This is a genomic window from Paenibacillus sp. RU5M (assembly GCF_900221055.1).
GTDB classification, from domain to species: domain Bacteria; phylum Bacillota; class Bacilli; order Paenibacillales; family Paenibacillaceae; genus Paenibacillus; species Paenibacillus marchantiae.
In genome coordinates this window covers 124,589-142,467 of sequence record NZ_OBQM01000005.1, presented here as the reverse complement: position 1 = coordinate 142,467, position 17,879 = coordinate 124,589, and the positions used below count along the sequence as shown (strand labels likewise).

Sequence of the window (17,879 nt, the reverse complement as noted above, 5' to 3'; positions counted from 1 at the left end):
TTAGGCGGATCAATCAGTCAATGGATTCAGGCAACAACCAAATCAGGTCACGGGGAGGTTTCCCGTATGCTCGGGTTGCAATATTTTAGTTTCAACGATTTATGGAGTCCACTTATTATGGCATTGTTTCTGCTCATTGCTGCAGCTTATCTAGTGCTCGTTGGTCCGTTCAGTGAGCGGATCAAGGGGGCAGATCAGGCTACGGTCGCACAGAAAATGATGTTTATTACTGGGCTTACCGTGTTGTATCTTGCACAAGCGGGGCCATTCAATCTGCTGGGTCATGTGATGTTCAGCTTCCATATGGTGAGTATGGCTCTGTCCTATCTGGTAGCGCCACCGCTATTGATGAAGGGATTACCCCTCTGGGTATGGCGCGGCATCATCCGGTGGCTGCCGACACGGCAGTTATCTTTTTTGGCTCATCCGATCGTGGCGGCTGTGCTGTTTAACGGGTTGTTCTCGTTATATCATCTACCCGTGGTACATGATTACGTGATGTTAAATTTTACGGTTCACCGTTTGTATTACATTGTACTTTTCATTACTTCCATGCTGATGTGGTGGACGCTGCTCAATCCGTTGCCGGAAGGGAGACAAGCGTCGGGGCTGTCTAAGATTGGTTTTATTTTTCTGAACATGGTGCTTCTGACACCAGCTTGTGGACTGATTATTTTTGCTTCCGAACCCTTGTATGCGACCTACAGCAATCCTGCCGTATGGGCTGAGGCGATGCGGTATTGTGTATCCGGGGATTCTACGGCATTGCTGCGATCGTTCGGTGGACCGGCGTTCTTCAACTTTCTGTCCTCTGCCAAGGAGGATCAGCAGGTGGGCGGTATTTTGATGAAATTCATACAGGAAGGCATCTTCGTCTCCATGCTGGCGTATGTCTTTTTCCAATGGTACCGCAAGGAAAAACGGGAAGATGATGATGATCCGTACCCTGTAGAGAATACGGGAGGACCGCTCAATCCTGCAGCGAAATAACACAAGTTTTGTTTGGACAAGAGGGGGAAACACACGATGGATATGTATTTTCTGCTACCCACGATCAGTACTTCTTTCATTGTGATTAGCGCAGTGCTGGTTGGAATTGGCTGGGTGCTAATTATCCGTGGCAAACGGGAGGCGCACCAAACCGCGATGATTGCAGGGGCCATTGCTGCCCTTCTGTTCTTTGTCATTTATATGTCTCGTACCATCTTTGTCGGGAATACGGCTTGGGGTGGGGACCCGGAAATGGAGATCTTCTATCGAATATTTCTGATCTTTCATATTATCCTTGCCACGGTGGCAGCGGTCTTCGGGATTTCCACTTTGGTGCTTGGGTTCAAAAAGAAATTCAAGACACATCGCCGTTGGGGGAGATTTACATCCATGATCTGGTTTAGCAGTGCTATCACAGGCGTTATTGTATACGTTTTGTTGTACCTGCTGTATCCTGGTGGACACACTCGTCCGGTATGGGAAGTCATTTTGGGTGTTTAATGCAATGAATTGAATTCTTTGAAAATATGAAAATGGATGTATCCACCCGTGGATTGGTCCAAGCTTCCTCTCGCATTCATTCATAGAATGAGTTCGAGAGGGGGAAAACAAATGAAAAAAACAGTCCATGTAAGTCAAACGTATCCACGTCTCACGGTGTATTCAGAAGAGGATTATCGTGGAAGAAGCAGGGTATACCGTGGTAACACAGGTCTCCGTAATCTGGACAACATCCTGGGTGGGGTAGAAAGCCTGCGTTTCTTCTCGACAAGTTCGAATGCAACGTTGGTTGTGTTTACGAGACCTAACTTTCAAGGCGGATTCCGCGTCTTTCGTGGGAACACCAACTTGAGAGATTTGGATGATCTGATTCGTGGCAATGATGTGGAATCTTTGATTTCCACCAATCAACGGCTTACTTTGAACGAAATTCGTGCGATTCGCAGTAATCGCAGCCTGCCAAGTGGCTACAACCTCGTTTAAGGATTAAACCTCTTCAGTATTCAGGTGCCGAAAAAAAGGAAAGAGCTGTTCCGAATTGTGTTCGCACAATATAGGATACAGCTCTTTTTTTGGTTTGAGGAGTTATCCTAATCTCCACCACCGCCGCCACTGTCCCCACCGCCACTATCTCCACCACTGTCGTTGCTGGTTCCGCTATCGCTACTGTGATGGTGATTAGATCCCGAAAAAGAATCACTGTCATGATGCTTGTGATCGTGTGAATGTTTGGAATGATGAGTGTAGGAGTCATCATTGGTGGTAATGACCGGGTATGCCGGAGAAGAGTCGGTGTAGCCGTTGTTACGGCGAACTCGATGTCTGCCTTTTTTGGCAGCATGACGCTTGGGTTCATCCCGCAAAATGAGCCAGATGACCACGATTCTGACGTGAATCCCATCCTTTCTTCCTGATTCAGGAAAATAAGGAGTTGACGGGAATAGGGAGTGGTCTGTATACTGTGTATATTGATATATACAGTGAGCACAGTCGAGATGGAAAGGCAGGCAATGATATGAGCGCATGGAAGCAGGCGTGGTGGTTGACCCGCAGTGAGATGAAAAAGGATAAGCTCCAATGGCTGTGGACCGCAATTTTTATGATATATACGGGCAGCATGAGCGGTGTGATGTTATTAGGACAACAGAAGACAGATTTCATTAATCCTGTTGTTGATACTTTCTTTTTGATCATGGTGCCATTTCAGGGGTTCGTGTTCAGCAGGCGTTCCTTCCGTTACATACAGGAGGATTCCTATACACAGATGTTGGCCTACTATCGCAGACTTCCCATTCCACACGAGACAGTGATGTGGTCGAGACTTCAGCAGGCTCTGATGGCGTTTACGTATAATGGTATCTTTTTCTATGGATCACTGTATGTGGTTGGGTTGCACGAGGAAGGGTTCCGGTGGGATCAGTACCTGGCCTTTGGTATAACTTGTACAGGTTACGGACTTCTCATGACAGGCTTATATATTTACGGAGAGTTTCTGCACAGTGGCAAAAATTATTTGCTTCTCAGTTCACTGTTTTTGCCGCTTACGATCATCCTATCCTTGCTGATCCGAACGTCGGGCAATTACGGATTTTCGATTGTAATTGATATGAGTAAATCATGGGGGCTGCTTTCCCCGATTATGTGGGTTGCTTTGGTGGCTGGCATAGCAGGATTATGGCTTTTCAGTCGGTTGACGCTGAAGAAACTTTCCACTCGGGATTTGAGTTAACGGTATGAAGGATGAACGCAAAAATGAATACAGGATGAAACCGGCACGGACAGGTAACAGACTGGAGTGTACCGGAGGGCGAGGTGCAAGATGTGAAAATACCCATTCAAATTAATGAAAATAGCGCTGAACCTTTATACCACCAAATTGAAAATCAGTTAAGATCGTTAATTGTTACGGGTCAGTTGGGGGAGGGAACACATTTGCCGTCCATTCGCGAATTCGCCGGATCACTGAATTGCAGTGTTATAACGGTTAGACGGGTCTATCAGGATCTGGAGAATGAAGGGCTGCTTCGTACGAAGCAGGGGACGGGTACATTTGTGGCCCAGGTAGAAGCCGGCGACAGAGAAAATTATAGATTAAAGGCCGCGCAGGAAGCGATGCAGGCAGCGGTGCAGTCCGGAAAATCGGTAGGATGTACGGAAGAAGAACTGGAGAGTCTGTTCCGGGAAGTCCTGAGGGCAGTTTACTCGAAGTGAGGGAGTGATTCATACATGGAGCCCATAGCAGTTCAGTTGAACGGCGTATCCAAAATGCGAAAACGCAGAGTTATTGGCCCAATCGATCTGACCATCCCGGAAGGGTATGTAGTTGCTATTCTCGGTCATAACGGTTCAGGTAAAAGCACACTTCTTAACATGCTACAACAAGTGGTACTGCCAGATGCCGGGCAGATTATATGGTTTGGGAAGGAACATGAGGGGCCTCTTCCCATTGAACTGAGACAACAGATCGGTTTTGTGGCTGACAACGCTGGGCTCGAAGAGAACCGGATTACTGCACAGGAAGCAGCTGATTTTCGAGCCTACTGGTACCCGCGTTGGGATATGAAGTTGTTCAACCAACTGATTCACGATATGGAAGTACCTGTTGATGTGAAGCTGAACAAGATGTCCAAGGGTGAACGGAGGAAATTCGAGATCGCTGCTGCAATCGCAGCTCGCCCAAGACTATTGCTTTTGGATGAGCCTTCATCAGGATTGGACCCCTTTGCCTGGAAAGTGATGATCGAGCAGTTCCGTACCTTCATGGCTGAGGGAGACACCACGATTCTGATTGCCACACATATTGCGGACGAAGTCAAAAGGCTTGCCGATTACATCGTATTGATGCACCGTGGTCAGTCCCTGGGAATGGCCGAGAAAGATATGGTGCTCGATCAGTGGAAAGAAGTCTGGTATGAAGGAGACTTACGACCAGAGAGCATCCCTGGGGTTGTGGAATCTTCTTCTGAAGAGAGAGGACTGGTTCGCGTCATTACAACCCGGGTCAGTGAAGCGCAGGAAAGGCTGGAGCTGGCAAATAACCGGGTATTGAAAATCCGCAACTTGGAATTGGATGAAGTCTTGGCATTCTGGATTGCCGGGTATGCACCCGTACAGTGGAAATAACCGAAGGGAGACGATAAATGATGAACCGATTGGAATTGAAGCAGGTAGTCAAGCAATATGCAGACAAAACAGCAGTTAATGGTGTGACGCTTAATGTACAAGAAGGGGAGATTTACGGTCTACTTGGAGCCAACGGCGCTGGTAAAACAACAACGATGCGTATGGTGCTCGGGCTGATCCACCCGGACGGGGGAAGTATCCAGTACAACGGCAAACCCTATAGCAAAGAATTGCAGCAGATTATGGGATATCTTCCGGAAGAGCGCGGTTTGTACCCGAAGGTAAAGGTCAGTGAACAGATCAACTATCTGGCCCGTCTGCGCGGCATGAATGGAAAGGATGCGGATCAGAGCCTGAAGTATTGGTTGGACCGATTCGAAGTGCCGGAGTATTACGACAAAAAGATTGAGGAACTATCCAAAGGGAATCAGCAAAAGATGGGCTTTATTGCCGCAGTGGTTCACAGACCGCAAATTCTCATTCTGGATGAAGCCTTCAGCGGACTTGATCCGGTCAACGTGGAATTGCTGAAATCCACGGTGAAGGAGTTGCGTGACGAAGGTACAGCCATTCTGTTTTCAACACACCGCATGGAGCACGTCGAAGAATTATGTCGTCAGATAACAATCCTGCATCGCTCCAACACCGTTGTGCAGGGAGAGATTAAGGAGATCAAGAGCCGTTATCCACGTGAGCATGTATTCCTGAGCACCACGGGTAATGTGGGCGGTCTGGAACAGCTGCCGGGTGTGGAAAAGGTAGAGCAAAATGAGCGTGGATACCTGATCCATATTGGTCAGATGGAAGCAGCTCAGGAAATTCTGAGAGCAGCCATGGCTCAGACGACCGTTGAACATTTTGAAATCAAGGAACCAACGCTAAACCAAATCTTTATTCGTGAGGTAGGTGAGTCGAATGAATAAAATGGGGACAATTATCGGATTTACGTTCAAAAACAAAGTGAAAACGAAGTCTTTCATGGTAACGACTATTGTACTTGCACTTTTAATTACGATTGGACTCAATATTCCATATTTCATTACCTTATTTAATGGCGGTTCCATCGGTGGAGGCTCGAGCACGAATCCGGTGAATATCGGTCTGCTGAGTAAAGGACAAACGGAGGTAGCCGAGAAGCTGGAGACATACTCCTCCGCACAAGGTAACCAGACGTATCGTTTTGTTAACGACGCGAGTAAAGATGAAGCGGCACTCAAAGCCGATGTGGAGTCGGAGCTTTTGGATGGGTACCTGAAGTTTGAACCTGTTGCGGGGCAAGATTTCCCACAACCTGTTTTGTACTCAAGTGAAGATATCTCCCCGCAGGTTATAGCACCCATTGAAGCTGCACTGCAAATTGTGAAGCTGGATGTCGTGGTGAAGGATACACTCACGGCGGAACAAAAACAGCTCATCAGTACCCCAGTAAAACTGACAGAGCAAAACCTGGATTCTGGCCAAAGCGGAGCTGCAGCGGAGTCGGAAGGTACCATGAGTGGCATTAACTACATTGTGGTATATCTGCTGATTATCCTGTTGTTCACATCAACGATGATGACAGGTAATATGATTGCTTCCGAGATTACAGCCGAGAAGAGCTCGCGTATTATGGAGATTTTGATTACGAGTGTATCTCCGCTCAGTCAGATGTTTGGTAAAATCATCGGTATTTTCATGGTAGGTCTGTTGCAAATCGGTATCTTCGGTGCAGTAGTTGCTGGTAATATGCTGTTACCGCATAACCGCGATGTATTGAGTGATTTCAACATGAACCTGGGTGATGTGAACGTCGCAGTCATTGTATATGGACTCATCTTCTACATTCTGGGTTACTTCCTGTATGCGGTGATGTTCGCGGCCATTGGTTCCATGGTGAGTCGGACAGAGGAACTGGGTCAGGCCGTGCTGCCGATTACGATGTTGTCCCTGGTTTCCTTCTATATTGCAATTTTCAGTATTGCTACACCGAACATCCTGTTGTTGAAAGTAGCAAGCTTCATTCCGTTCACATCGCCAACGGCAATTCTGGTACGGATTGGGGCGGGCGTTGCGCCAACCTGGCAGATCTGGACGTCCCTGGCCATTCTCGTGGTATCTATAATGATCTTCGGCTGGCTCGCAGCGAAAATCTATCGTACAGGTGTGCTGATGTATGGTAAACGCCCAACGTTCAAGGAATTGTTCAAAGCGATGAAGGCTTATAAGATCTAATCCAAGTTTACGAACACGGGTATTCAATTTTAAATTAGTGGTTCAATAGAACCTTCATGATCTGGAACGGAATTGGCTTGAGTAATTAAAGCAGAGAAGGTGCTATGCTTTAAAGAGGAGCATCTTCTCTGCTAAATTCATAATAATCCAAATATCTTTATTCAAATTACTATATTGCTTAAAGGAGAATACATAATATGAAAAACTGGAAACGCATGCTCTTGTCCCTGACGATCTCCGTAGGTTTGCTCGCATCGGCAGTACCGGCTATGGCCTCTCCGCAAGAGACATCGGTAAAGGTGAATGACGAAACGGTTGAATACACGGCGGGTGCACCGATCAACGATAAAGGAACAACACTTGTGCCGCTGCGCTCCACGCTGGACGCAATGGACGTGAAGCTGACGACAGCAACAGATGATACAATTACAGCCGTCGTTAACGGCAAGACGATTACGTTGAAGAGCAAGCTTACACGTATTAATGGCGTAACATATGCGCCGATTCGAATTGTAGGGGATGCGGCAGGTTATGAGGTCCGTTGGGATGCTGCTGCACGCACAGTGCTGCTGGTTTCCAAAGGTGGCGAAACAGAAACTGTTCAAACCGGTGGACGTGGCTTCATGTGGGAAGTCGAAAGCAACGGCAACACCGTGTACCTGGTAGGTTCTATGCATATTGCGGATGAAAGCTTTTATCCATTGCGTAAGGAGTTTGAAGAAGCCTTTGCCGAAGCGGATTACTTAGGCGTAGAGATCGATATCAGCAAAGCGGCTGACGAAGCGCAGCAGAAGATTGTTCTGGATCTGGGCTCGTATCAGGATGGCACAACACTGAAAGATCACATGTCCAGGGAGACGTATGCTCAGGTGGGAGACATTTTGAAGAAGAATGGATTGGAAGCGAATGCACTGGATACCTTTAAGCCTTGGGTAGTGGAGAGCACACTGGCCAGCCTGAAATCCATGAAAGCGGGCTATGAAGCTTCTTCGGGGGTTGACCTATACTTCATACAGAAGGCAATTGAGCGCAAACTTCCGGTAATCGAGTTGGAATCCTATGAATCTCAATTGGGAATGTTCAATGACTTCTCTAAGGAGCTGCAAGAGAAAACATTGAAAGCGACTTTGGACAATTTTGATGTGTTGGATGACAGCGTGAATCAAATGGCCGAAATGTGGAAGACAGGGAATGACGAGCAACTACTGGAACTGACGAACAGCTTCTCTGATGACGAAGAATACAACAAAGCAATGCTGATCGACCGTAATATCGGCATGGCTGATAAGATTGATGGTTACCTCAAAAACGGCAAAGGTGAAGAGTACTTCATCGTGGTTGGTGCAGCGCACTACTTGGGTGATCATGGGATTGTGAAGTTGCTGAAAGATAAAGGATATACAGTGGTACGAAAATAAAAGAATCAAAGCACTTTTTATGGGAGCTTGGTATTCTCCCCACATGGTAGACAACAGTGAAAAAATAGATCAATAAAATCCCCTCAAGCACTGGAAGCTTGAGGGGATTTTGTATGTCTGCGAAGAAAGGAGTGGTCATCCATACGTGAGTGAATGAAGGCTTGATATTGAATTAATTAGGGTAGAGAGGGGTGATCTCTACCAAAATGTCGAATCAGGACTTTAGATTCAATCTCAGAAATCTCTATTTACAAATATTAGAAAATCATTTAAAATAAATGTAAGCGTTTTAAAAGTTAAAGCGCTTTAACTTTAAGGCGGAGGTGATTGTGTCTCGCGAGTATCGAATCATGGTTTCTCCATCAAGATGCTGCATTGAATTTTAGGCTTAAAGGTTATGTCATGGATCAAAACCCATTTGGACCTAAAAGGAGCGTAAATTTATGAGAAAAAATAGGGGATTTTCAGTTAGCAGCAAGGCTGTTATGATGTGTTGTCTCGCTTTTCTTCTGATTCCGGCGAGCTTTGCTTTCGCCGCTCCAAACAAGCCGTTTCCGCAGCACACGACATATACCAGCGGCTCGATCAAGCCTAACCATGTTACGCAAAGTGCGATGGATAGCTCCGTGAAAGCGAAATGGGACAGCTGGAAATCGGCTTATCTGAAAACGGCGGGCACAGGCAAGTATTATGTGAAGTATCAGTCCAACGGGGATACCGTATCTGAGGCACACGGGTACGGAATGCTGGCAACGGTTATAATGGCCGGTTATGACGGTAATGCGCAGACTTATTTCGACGGACTTTATCAATATTATAAAGCGCATCCTAGCGCCAACAATTCGAAATTGATGGCATGGAAACAAAACAGCAGCTTCCAGAACATTGAAGGCGCCGACTCGGCCACGGATGGAGACATGGACATTGCTTATTCGCTCCTGCTTGCGGACAAGCAGTGGGGTAGCAGCGGCAGTATCAACTACCTTCAGGCCGGCAAGGACATCATCAATGCCATCATGCAAAGTGACGTGAATCAGTCCCAATGGACGCTGCGTCTTGGCGACTGGGCAACGGATAATACGTTCAAAAATGCTACCCGTCCATCGGACTTTATGCTGAATCACTTGAAGGCGTTCCAGGCAGCAACGGGTGATGCCAAATGGGCGAACGTGATCGACAAAACCTATACCATTGTCAACTCCTTATACAACGGGTACAGCTCATCAACCGGATTGCTTCCAGACTTCGTCGTTCTGTCGGGCTCGACGTACAAGCCAGCTTCAGCCGATTTTCTGGAAGGGGCGAACGACGGCAGCTACGATTACAATTCGTGTCGTACGCCTTGGCGGATCGCAACGGATTACCTGATGACTGGTGACAGCCGGGCACTCAGTCAGCTCAATCAAATGAATAGCTGGATCTCAACCAAAGTAAGCGGTAATCCTAACAACGTAAAGGATGGTTATAAACTCAACGGCACGGTTACAGGTTCCGGCGGCAGCGGCGCGTTCTATGCACCGTTTGGTGTCAGCGCTATGACCTCGTCCGTGAACCAAAACTGGCTGAATTCCGTCTGGACCAAAACGGCCGGCAGCTCCAATGAAGGCTACTATGAAGATAGCATCAAGCTGTTCTCTATGATCGTGATGTCCGGCAACTGGTGGACATACTAAGCAACTTATAATCCGATGATTGCTCATATGCAAGCAGGCCGCGAGATTAGCTCCGGGCCTGCTCTTTTTATGGATAGAGAGCTAGGAGAATGTATTTAATGATTGATTTAAGAAAGCCTTATAGATAGCAAATGCCTAGAAACAACAAACCGCCATATCTCAGGAAATTCTGGGATATGGCGGTTTCTCTTAATGTGAAAGTACGTCGATAGACGTTTTTCTTATGGTATCAGGACGAATGGATGATAGCCGAATTATGCTTTAGCTGCAGATTCAGTAAAGAACTGCGGCAAATATTCCTTGTTGGCTTCGAGCATTTCATCCAGCATCTGAATCGCCACTTCGACCGAAGGGACCAAAGGATGATGGACCAATGCCTGTATGGCCAATCCACGATCGCCGGTCACGGCAGCATCGATGGCGAGGCGCTCATAGGTTTTAACCGCATGGATCAGTCCAACTGCCATTGGAGGAACCTTGGTCAACGGCAGGGGCAGTGGACCGGTTTTGGTGACCACGCAGTTGACTTCAATGCTGGCATCGTCTGGCAGGAAATCAATGATACCTTGATTGGCTACGTTCAACGTCTGAATGTCATTCGTTCCGTTGTAGAGTGAGCGCATCAGGTTCACGGCAGCTTCGGAATAGAAGGCGCCGCCCCGCTGTTCCAGCTGTTTCGGTTTATCTTTCAGGTCCGGGTCATTGTAAAGCTCGAAAAGTTCTTCTTCAACGCGTTTAACCACTTCCGCACGGTTGCCGCCTTTTTGTAAGGATTCCAGCTGCTCTTCGAGCATGGCGTCGGTCATATAGAAATATTTCAAATAGTAAGAAGGCAGGGCATGCAGGGATTGCAGGAATTCCGGATTCCACTCCCGTGCAGGCACGTTCTTCGCGCTGTAACCGGCCGTATCGGACAGCATGTCATCCAGTTTGTCTTCTCCATTCACATCAATACGCGTAATCCAGTGGAGATGGTTCAGGCCAACAAACTCGGCATAGACGCGGTCCGCTTCTACGCCGTATTTGGCTGAGGTTTGCTTGATTAGGCCGATTGGTGCATTACAGAGACCAATGCTTTTAACGTTGGAATACTTCAGAATGGCTTCCGTGACCATACCCGCCGGATTCGTAAAGTTCAGCAGCCAGGCATTAGGAGCGAGTTCTTCAATATCACGGCAGATATCAAGCAGGACCGGAATCGTCCGCAGTGCCTTCATCATGCCTCCGGGACCAGTGGTTTCCTGACCGATCACGCCGTATTTCAGGGGAATGGATTCATCGCGGCCACGGGCGTCAAGCATGCCGACACGCATTTGAGTGCTGACGAAGTCCGCACCCTTGATGGCTTCGCGACGGTCGAACGTCAAATGAACTTCAATCGGAAGACCCGATTTCTCCACCATGCGTTTGGCTAAGTTGCCGACAATATTCAGTTTGCGCTCTCCCGGCTCAATATCGACCAACCACAGCTCTCGTACAGGAAGCTCGGCATGATGGAGGATGAACCCCTCAACGAGCTCCGGAGTATAGGAAGATCCACCGCCGATTACCGCTATTTTTAGCCCTTGTTCATATTCCATTTTGCACACTCCAGTCTTTTAAGAATTTTTTATGATGACATTGTTTATAGACGTTTATCTTGTTGTTTGCTTAATATGTTCGAAGTCACGGAAGGCCCTCATTTTGTCATATACATCCTGGCTTACCGCATGTCCGGCCGCATCCATAGCAGACCATAAGGCACCGACAACAGGCTCGGTGGCCAACGTTACGATGGTCGCATTTGGAGCGATGGTTGCAACAGTCTGTTCAATTTTGCTGCGAATCCAGCCGCGATCTCCCCTTGTTAGCAGACTTCCCGCTAGTATAACGTCAAAGGCGTCCTTTTCCATTCCAAGTTTATGGATAACCGCAGCTGCTGATTTGCCAAGCTCTACGCCTTGACGGTTCAGAATTTCCAGAGCTACAGCATCGTCCTCTGCGGCAGCTTCAAATAGCAGCTTTGCTACATGGACAGGCACATGCTTGCCGTGATCCTGAAAGTCATCGAACATATCGCTGACACTGTCATATCCAAGGAAGTTAAGCAGCAGGGGACTCAGGAGCGTTGGCTGCTCACGGCCGTCCCAAGAACGGATGACAGAGCGGAACACCTCAATATTGAGGGAACCGCCACCGCCGAAATCACCGTACATATAATCAAAACCACCGACCTGTACATGTTCTCCTGCCGGATTGCGGCCTGCGGAGTTGGTGCCTGTGCCGCAGATCAGCGCGACCCCGTAAGGCCGGTTCGTACCTGCGCGCAGACCGATCATCGTGTCACAGTTAATCGAGTAATTCTGGGTGAATCCGATTTCCTGAACCAGAGGGTGCAGGATTCGGTAATCTACCTCCCGATCTGCGCCCGCAAGTCCGAAATAGGTGTGCGAGATTTCATGAATCCGCAGTCCTGCTTCGTTTAGAGCTCCTTCTGCAGCTTCCCGTATGCTTTGTGCGGCCAAGGCGCGGTCAATCTGGTGATTGCCGTTGCCGCCCACGCCTTTGCCAAGCACATTGCCGAAGTCATCGGTCAGCAGGGCGTATGTTTTTGTTCCTCCCCCATCGATTCCCAAGTAGTAAGCCAATGGTCGTCACTCCTATATATAAGGTTATATTTATTATCCGGTCGTACCTTTTGTTGGTAATCCAGTAGATTCTCTCACGATGAGTTCAGGATCGATCCTTACATTAGCCCCGCGTTTCATCGTACCGTCCATGCGTTTCAACAGCATATCCGCAGCGGCGACCCCAATGCGGTCGGCAGGCTGCCGGACCGTTGTCAGATGGGGGTGCAGCTTGGATGAAATATACTGATCGTCATAGCCGACGATAGCTACCTGTTCAGGCACCTTGATGCCTTCTTCCATGAGGGCGTTCACGACCCCAAGCGCGATATGGTCATCGCCCGCGAACACCGCGGAAGGCAGGCGTCCCTCACGCAGCCATTTGCGGCAGATATCATAACCAAAATCGATTTCGAAATCGCCCGTGATCATTTCAAATGGAGCCAGATCTTTTTCCTTAAGTGCCTGCAGGAAACCGCTGCGACGCTCTCTCGTACTGCGGAACATGTTTTGACCGCTTAAGTGCGCGATGGAGGTATGGCCGAGATCAAGCAGATGCTTCGTAGCGGCATAGCCACCTTTGTAGTTATCGATCGTTACCGAAAAAGTATCATTCTCCGGCTTCTGATTGTCGATTAGGACATAAGGAATATTGCGCCGCTTCAGTTCCACGATGTAGTTATCCTCTTCCATCGGCGAGAGCAGAATAAGTCCGTCTACCCGGTCCTCCTGGATCAGGTAATGGGTTTCATCGGAGCCAATGCCGGTAGAGACCGAAACGGCCAGAAAATAGCCGTGAAGTGCAAGCACTTCGTTCAGTTCTTTAACGACGGTGTCGAAGAAGGAATCCTGAAGAGTGGTCATGATCAAACCGACGATTCCTGTCTTACCGCGAGCTAAACTCCGCGCAGCAGCGTTGGGATGGTAATCGAGCTCCTTGATGGCTTCCAGAACCTTTTGCCTATTTTTCTCTCGCACGGATTCGGCACCGTTTAAGACGCGTGAGACCGTTACGACGGACAGCCCTGATTTCTTTGCAACATCAAATATACTAACCTTCATTGTTTATTCTCCTTGCGGCAGATTTTCCGTACTTTATATTGACTTAACAATAGTATACATGTACGGAGGCTTAGCCGCGAAGCTAATTTGATAGATGCACCGCCCCTTGCAGGACGGCACAATGTCTAGCGTTAACGTTTGATAATTTCCATGACCTTTTTCTGAATCGTCGGCATCACTTCTTCAACGGTGTTGTGTCCGGTATCGATCGGCTGCATCTCATTAATGAACATGTCGTTGATCTGAGAATAGTGGGTGATCAGGTGGTTATAGGATTCAAAGCCGTATTTCACAGCGCCTTCGTAAACCTTCTTCACATCTGCCGCATCGATGCCATCAAAATGCTTGTAATAGGTTTCGGCTGCCTTCGTATTCACTGGAGGGTTACCACCGCTCAGGTCGATGGATTTTTCCTGAATTTCGTCGCTGACGAGATATTTGATCCATTCAAAAGCTTCCTTCGGATGTTTGGAGCCCTTCAGAATCAAGAGCGGATCGACGAACAGCACGCTGCGGACCTTGTCATTGCCGCCGGCAGGCACTGCAGCCACGCCAACCTTGAAAGGAAAGTCATTGGAGCCCGCAAGGCTCCATGAGCCGCTGACGGTCATACCCACCTTGCCGGTTACGAACGCATCGCCGTTTTGCCCCGCTACGCTTTTGCTCCATTCCGTTGTCGGAGACACTTTATCTTTTAAGATCAGGTTGAACAGCTTGTTATAAGCTGCGATGACTTCAGGCGAATCAAAATGAGTCTCGGATGGTACGCCGCCGTTCGTCCAGGTATCCTGGGAGTAGGGTTCAGCTCCGAAATAGAGCGGGCGCATATCGCGCTCGGACCATGTGAAGTCAACGCCATATTGAGTTTTAGCAATATCATTGGATACATGCGTCATTTTCTTCGCGTCTTCGACCATTTTGTCAAACGTCCAGCTCTTGTCCTCGTAATCGCTTGGAGGATAAGCAACGTTGGCAGCATCGAACATGTCTTTGTTGTAGAGCATCAGAGAGACGTACATGTTGACCGGAATACCGTAGACTTGGTCTTTGACGGTGTAGATTTTCATAAGATCATCCGGGATGTTGTAGTCGGACGCCTTAAATCCGTCTTCCTTAATAATGTCGTTCATATCAAGCAGCATGTCTTTGTTGTAATACTCTGCAAAACCGCCGTATCCATAATGGCTTGTGACGTCAGGCGATTTGCCCCCGGCAATCAGTGTTTGGAGTTTACTGTCGAACTGCTCGTAAGGAGCTTTCTCGATTTTTACCTTAATATTTGGATGTTGGGCTTCAAAATCCGGAACGAGCTTTTCGATAAAGGTGCGATCCTCGGAATCGATGGTGTAGTGCGTTATGGTTACTTGCCCACCTGAGTTAGCGCTATCGCCATCGTTACCAGGTACGACATCTCCCGCTGATTTGCCGCCGCTACAGCCGGACAAAGCCAATACGACGAGCATGCTGGTCGCAAGCAAAAGTGTAAAAGACTTTTTGATCCTTATCGTTTTCATGAATTACAGTCCCCCATATATTCAAGTTTTTTGCCGCCCCTGCGGCGGAGTCTTTACTTGATGCCTGTAAGTACAATTCCTTCCACAAACCGCTTCTGGGCTAGCGCAAACAGGGTCACGATCGGCAGCATGGCGAGTACAGAGGCGACCATGAGCAGATGCCACGGCGGAATTCGGAAACGCGAAGATGTGAAGGAAGACATACCGACCGGAAGCGTAAACTTATCCGATGAGCTTAAATAGAGCACAGGTGTCAAAAGGTCATTCCAGCTGTAGATGAAGGCAAAGATCGCAACGGTTGCAAGTGCTGGACCAGACAGAGGCAAAGCAATCTGTCGCCACATCCGGAACTCGCTGCAGCCATCGATACGTCCGGCGTCAAACAGCTCATCCGGCAGCGTGGTAAAGAACTGTCGCAGCAAAAAGATGTTGTATGCTGAACCGAAAAACGCAGGGACAATCAGCGGCAGGAAGGTATCGATCCAGTTCAGCTTGGAAAAGAGAATGAACTGTGGGATCATAATCGCTGGATATGGAAGCATCATGGTGCTGAGCATGAGCATGAACCACAAGTTGCTGCCCTTGCCCCGATATCTGGCGAAGCCATAGCCTGCAAGCGCCGACGAAAACAGGGTGCCGACAACAGTCAAAATGCCGATAATGAGACTGTTCATATACATTTGACCGAAGTTCAGCGTGTCGAAAATTTCTCTGTAGTTACTCCACTGCCAGGACTCCGGCAGAAAGGTCGGAGGAAACGTCAGCAGTTCCTTCTTCGATTTCAATGAGGTAGAGACCATGAAAAACAAAGGGAGGAGCATGAGAAAGGTGGTGACCACTAGGGCAATGAAGCTGGCAATGCTAACCGCATCGATTTTGCGCCGGCGTTTATTCACAGAAGGTGAAGCCCCTGGGCCGGCAGTCGGAATCGTACTCATTTGCGTCCGCCTCCTTCATAGTGAACATAACGGTTCGAGAGTTTGATAATAAGCGCTGTAAACGCCATGACGACGATCAGCAGTACCCAAGCGAGTGCCGAGGAGTAGCCCGCTCTGTATTCCTTGAAGGCGCTGGTGTACAGGTTGTAAACGTAGAACCAGGTCGAGTAGTTTGGACCCCCTTGGGTCATTACATACGCCTGCGTAAATACTTGGAAGGAATCAATGACGCCCATAATCAGTTGGAACAAAAGTACCGGTGAAATCATGGGCAGCGTTACGTTCAGGAAAATCCGGAAGCGTCCCGCACCGTCAAGCTTGGCGGCTTCCACGAGGCTTGAAGGAACGCCCTGAAGTCCCGCAAGGAACAAAATCATGCCTGAGCCCACCGTCCAGAAGGACATAATCATCAGAGCGTAAAGCGCATAATCGGGGCTCATGAGCCAGGCTGGGCCGCTAATGCCGAACCAGGACAGCACGTAATTGAACAGACCGATCGATGGATTGAAAATCCAGTACCATAGCAAGGACATGGCGACGCCGGATACCATGCTCGGAAAATACATGGCCGTGCGGAAAAATCCGCGAAACGGTATTTTCGCATTGAGCAGGAGAGCAAATCCCAGTGCCAGCAGCAGCTGGATCGGTACACTGATAAATGTATAGCGTACCGTTACGACAACAGATTTCCAAAACAGGTCATTTTGAAACATTTCTTTGTAATTCGCGAGTCCGACATATTTCGGGGGGTGGATAATGTCATAGTCCGTGAAGCTGTAATAAAGGGATGACAGAATCGGATACAAGGCAAACACGAAGAAACCGATAAGCCATGGAGAGATGAAGAGGTACATGTAAAGTGTCTGCCGCCGGCTTTCGCGATGGGTCACATAAACACCAACCTTTCTATTTGATATAAAGTTATAACGCTTTAACTTTCGTAGTTGAGTTTCCCCGAAATAAAAAGGCTTCATGTGATGTTATGTAATTGAAAGTTAAAGTGCTTTAACTTTATTATCCGGACTGATGAGATTATCATAGTGGATGGTTTCTCAATTATCAACCCTTTTTTTGGATAGTTGAAAGCGCTACCTTCATTGGTGCTTCGGAAGTTCTTTCAAAACGCCTGATAAAGGCTGATTTAGAAAGGCTTTTTGGGGGGAATCAAGCCCTCGAAAATTCACGAAACTTCTTGGAAGGAATTTTTGCGAAAGGATCGGGTAACTTTGTTCGAAAAACTAGAAATGGCCGGCGCCAATCATTCAGCAACCTTTCAGTTGAATTTAACGTTCCTATCGTCTGTATGGGATATAGTGGAACCAAGAAAGAGGAGGAGATCAACAATGAATATTTCTTCAGCACCAAGTTCCACGACATCCTACATATCCACGTCTTCATCCAGTTCGAACAGCACAAGTGAGTTGGAAAAACAAAAGACGAAGCTTGAGGCCGAATTGGAGAAAGTGCAATCCAGCAAGGACGATGATAAAACCAAGGAGACCAAAACGAAGCAGCTGCAGCAGCAAATCAAGCAAATCGAAGCTCAAATCTCGCAGCAAAGCTCCCAGAGCAGCGGGACAACCGGAACCAAAGAATCGCCGCCGGCCAAACCACCAACCAATGGCATGCAAGCAGCATCCCCGCAACAAATTGCAAATGCAACGACGGACAGCAATGGCCGATTTGATATTCGGGTATAAGAAGGAATACAGAACTTAATTTAAAACCGAATATAAAATAATTTAAACCAACGAGCTAATCGATAAGTTGGAGCTGATTGGCTCAACCAAAAGACCTGCCTGATCTCTATAGATCAAGCAGGTCTTTTGGTTGTTCACATGTA

Annotated in this window: 18 protein-coding genes; 11 read left to right on the top strand and 7 right to left on the bottom strand. The window is 47.9% G+C overall.

Annotated elements, in window-relative coordinates; all coding sequences use genetic code 11:
- Nucleotides 1–66 precede the first annotated feature (66 nt).
- The 3 genes from ctaG (at nt 67) to CRO25_RS16745 (ending at nt 1,974) form a co-directional block, all read left to right on the top strand.
- Nucleotides 67–990 (top strand): cytochrome c oxidase assembly factor CtaG, encoded by a 924-nt coding sequence (gene ctaG / locus CRO25_RS16755; RefSeq protein WP_063567900.1) that lies wholly within the window; start codon nt 67–69, stop codon nt 988–990.
- Nucleotides 991–1,026: 36 nt separating this feature from the next.
- Nucleotides 1,027–1,491 carry a DUF420 domain-containing protein gene (locus CRO25_RS16750; protein WP_024632131.1) on the top strand — a complete coding sequence of 155 codons (465 nt, stop codon included), beginning with the start codon at nt 1,027–1,029 and terminating at the stop codon, nt 1,489–1,491.
- Between the two features lie 111 nt (nt 1,492–1,602).
- Entirely contained in the window at nt 1,603–1,974 is a 372-nt protein-coding gene (locus tag CRO25_RS16745; RefSeq protein WP_079695771.1) for a hypothetical protein, read from the top strand.
- A gap of 107 nt (nt 1,975–2,081) precedes the next feature.
- On the opposite strand, the gene CRO25_RS16740 is transcribed toward CRO25_RS16745, so the two are convergent.
- A complete protein-coding gene (locus CRO25_RS16740; protein WP_139295707.1) occupies nt 2,082–2,372 on the bottom strand; it encodes a hypothetical protein in 291 nt (96 codons plus the stop codon).
- Nucleotides 2,373–2,506: 134 nt separating this feature from the next.
- Between CRO25_RS16740 and CRO25_RS16735 the strand changes: the two genes are divergently transcribed.
- The 7 genes from CRO25_RS16735 to CRO25_RS16705 all read left to right on the top strand — a co-directional run bounded on the left by CRO25_RS16735 (nt 2,507) and on the right by CRO25_RS16705 (nt 9,916).
- The gene (locus CRO25_RS16735) at nt 2,507–3,220 is read left to right on the top strand and encodes a hypothetical protein (protein ID WP_143813192.1); all 714 of its coding nucleotides are present in this window, start codon (nt 2,507–2,509) and stop codon (nt 3,218–3,220) included.
- 92 nt (nt 3,221–3,312) lie between these two features.
- Complete coding sequence (locus CRO25_RS16730) at nt 3,313–3,702, top strand: GntR family transcriptional regulator (RefSeq protein WP_079695916.1); 390 nt, start codon at nt 3,313–3,315, stop codon at nt 3,700–3,702.
- A gap of 15 nt (nt 3,703–3,717) precedes the next feature.
- Nucleotides 3,718–4,614 (top strand): ABC transporter ATP-binding protein, encoded by an 897-nt coding sequence (locus CRO25_RS16725; protein ID WP_079695768.1) that lies wholly within the window; start codon nt 3,718–3,720, stop codon nt 4,612–4,614.
- 20 nt (nt 4,615–4,634) lie between these two features.
- Nucleotides 4,635–5,537 carry an ABC transporter ATP-binding protein gene (locus CRO25_RS16720; RefSeq protein WP_079695915.1) on the top strand — a complete coding sequence of 301 codons (903 nt, stop codon included), beginning with the start codon at nt 4,635–4,637 and terminating at the stop codon, nt 5,535–5,537.
- Entirely contained in the window at nt 5,530–6,825 is a 1,296-nt protein-coding gene (locus CRO25_RS16715) for an ABC transporter permease (RefSeq protein ID WP_079695767.1), read from the top strand. Before CRO25_RS16720 ends, CRO25_RS16715 begins: the two co-directional genes overlap by 8 nt.
- Before the next feature lie 197 nt (nt 6,826–7,022).
- Nucleotides 7,023–8,243 (top strand): TraB/GumN family protein, encoded by a 1,221-nt coding sequence (locus tag CRO25_RS16710; protein WP_079695766.1) that lies wholly within the window; start codon nt 7,023–7,025, stop codon nt 8,241–8,243.
- Nucleotides 8,244–8,686: 443 nt separating this feature from the next.
- Nucleotides 8,687–9,916, top strand: a complete 1,230-nt coding sequence (locus CRO25_RS16705) for a glycosyl hydrolase family 8 (protein ID WP_079695765.1) — start codon at nt 8,687–8,689, stop codon at nt 9,914–9,916.
- Nucleotides 9,917–10,170: 254 nt separating this feature from the next.
- On the opposite strand, the gene CRO25_RS16700 is transcribed toward CRO25_RS16705, so the two are convergent.
- The 6 genes from CRO25_RS16700 to CRO25_RS16675 form a co-directional block, all read right to left on the bottom strand.
- Nucleotides 10,171–11,496, bottom strand: coding sequence for a 6-phospho-beta-glucosidase (locus CRO25_RS16700; protein ID WP_079695764.1), 1,326 nt, complete (start codon nt 11,494–11,496; stop codon nt 10,171–10,173).
- A 54-nt stretch (nt 11,497–11,550) separates the two neighbouring features.
- Complete coding sequence (locus tag CRO25_RS16695) at nt 11,551–12,543, bottom strand: N-acetylglucosamine kinase (protein WP_079695763.1); 993 nt, start codon at nt 12,541–12,543, stop codon at nt 11,551–11,553.
- 33 nt (nt 12,544–12,576) lie between these two features.
- Nucleotides 12,577–13,584, bottom strand: coding sequence for a LacI family DNA-binding transcriptional regulator (locus tag CRO25_RS16690; RefSeq protein ID WP_079695762.1), 1,008 nt, complete (start codon nt 13,582–13,584; stop codon nt 12,577–12,579).
- Nucleotides 13,585–13,715: 131 nt separating this feature from the next.
- Nucleotides 13,716–15,098 carry a sugar ABC transporter substrate-binding protein gene (locus tag CRO25_RS16685; RefSeq protein WP_079695761.1) on the bottom strand — a complete coding sequence of 461 codons (1,383 nt, stop codon included), beginning with the start codon at nt 15,096–15,098 and terminating at the stop codon, nt 13,716–13,718.
- A gap of 53 nt (nt 15,099–15,151) precedes the next feature.
- The gene (locus tag CRO25_RS16680) at nt 15,152–16,036 is read right to left on the bottom strand and encodes a carbohydrate ABC transporter permease (protein WP_079695760.1); all 885 of its coding nucleotides are present in this window, start codon (nt 16,034–16,036) and stop codon (nt 15,152–15,154) included.
- Complete coding sequence (locus CRO25_RS16675; RefSeq protein ID WP_063567788.1) at nt 16,033–16,890, bottom strand: carbohydrate ABC transporter permease; 858 nt, start codon at nt 16,888–16,890, stop codon at nt 16,033–16,035. The genes CRO25_RS16680 and CRO25_RS16675 overlap by 4 nt, the downstream gene beginning before the upstream one ends.
- 489 nt (nt 16,891–17,379) lie before the next feature.
- Here CRO25_RS16675 and CRO25_RS16670 point away from each other — a divergent pair, with 489 nt between their 5' ends.
- Nucleotides 17,380–17,736, top strand: a complete 357-nt coding sequence (locus tag CRO25_RS16670) for a FlxA-like family protein (protein WP_079695759.1) — start codon at nt 17,380–17,382, stop codon at nt 17,734–17,736.
- Nucleotides 17,737–17,879: the final 143 nt, after the last annotated feature.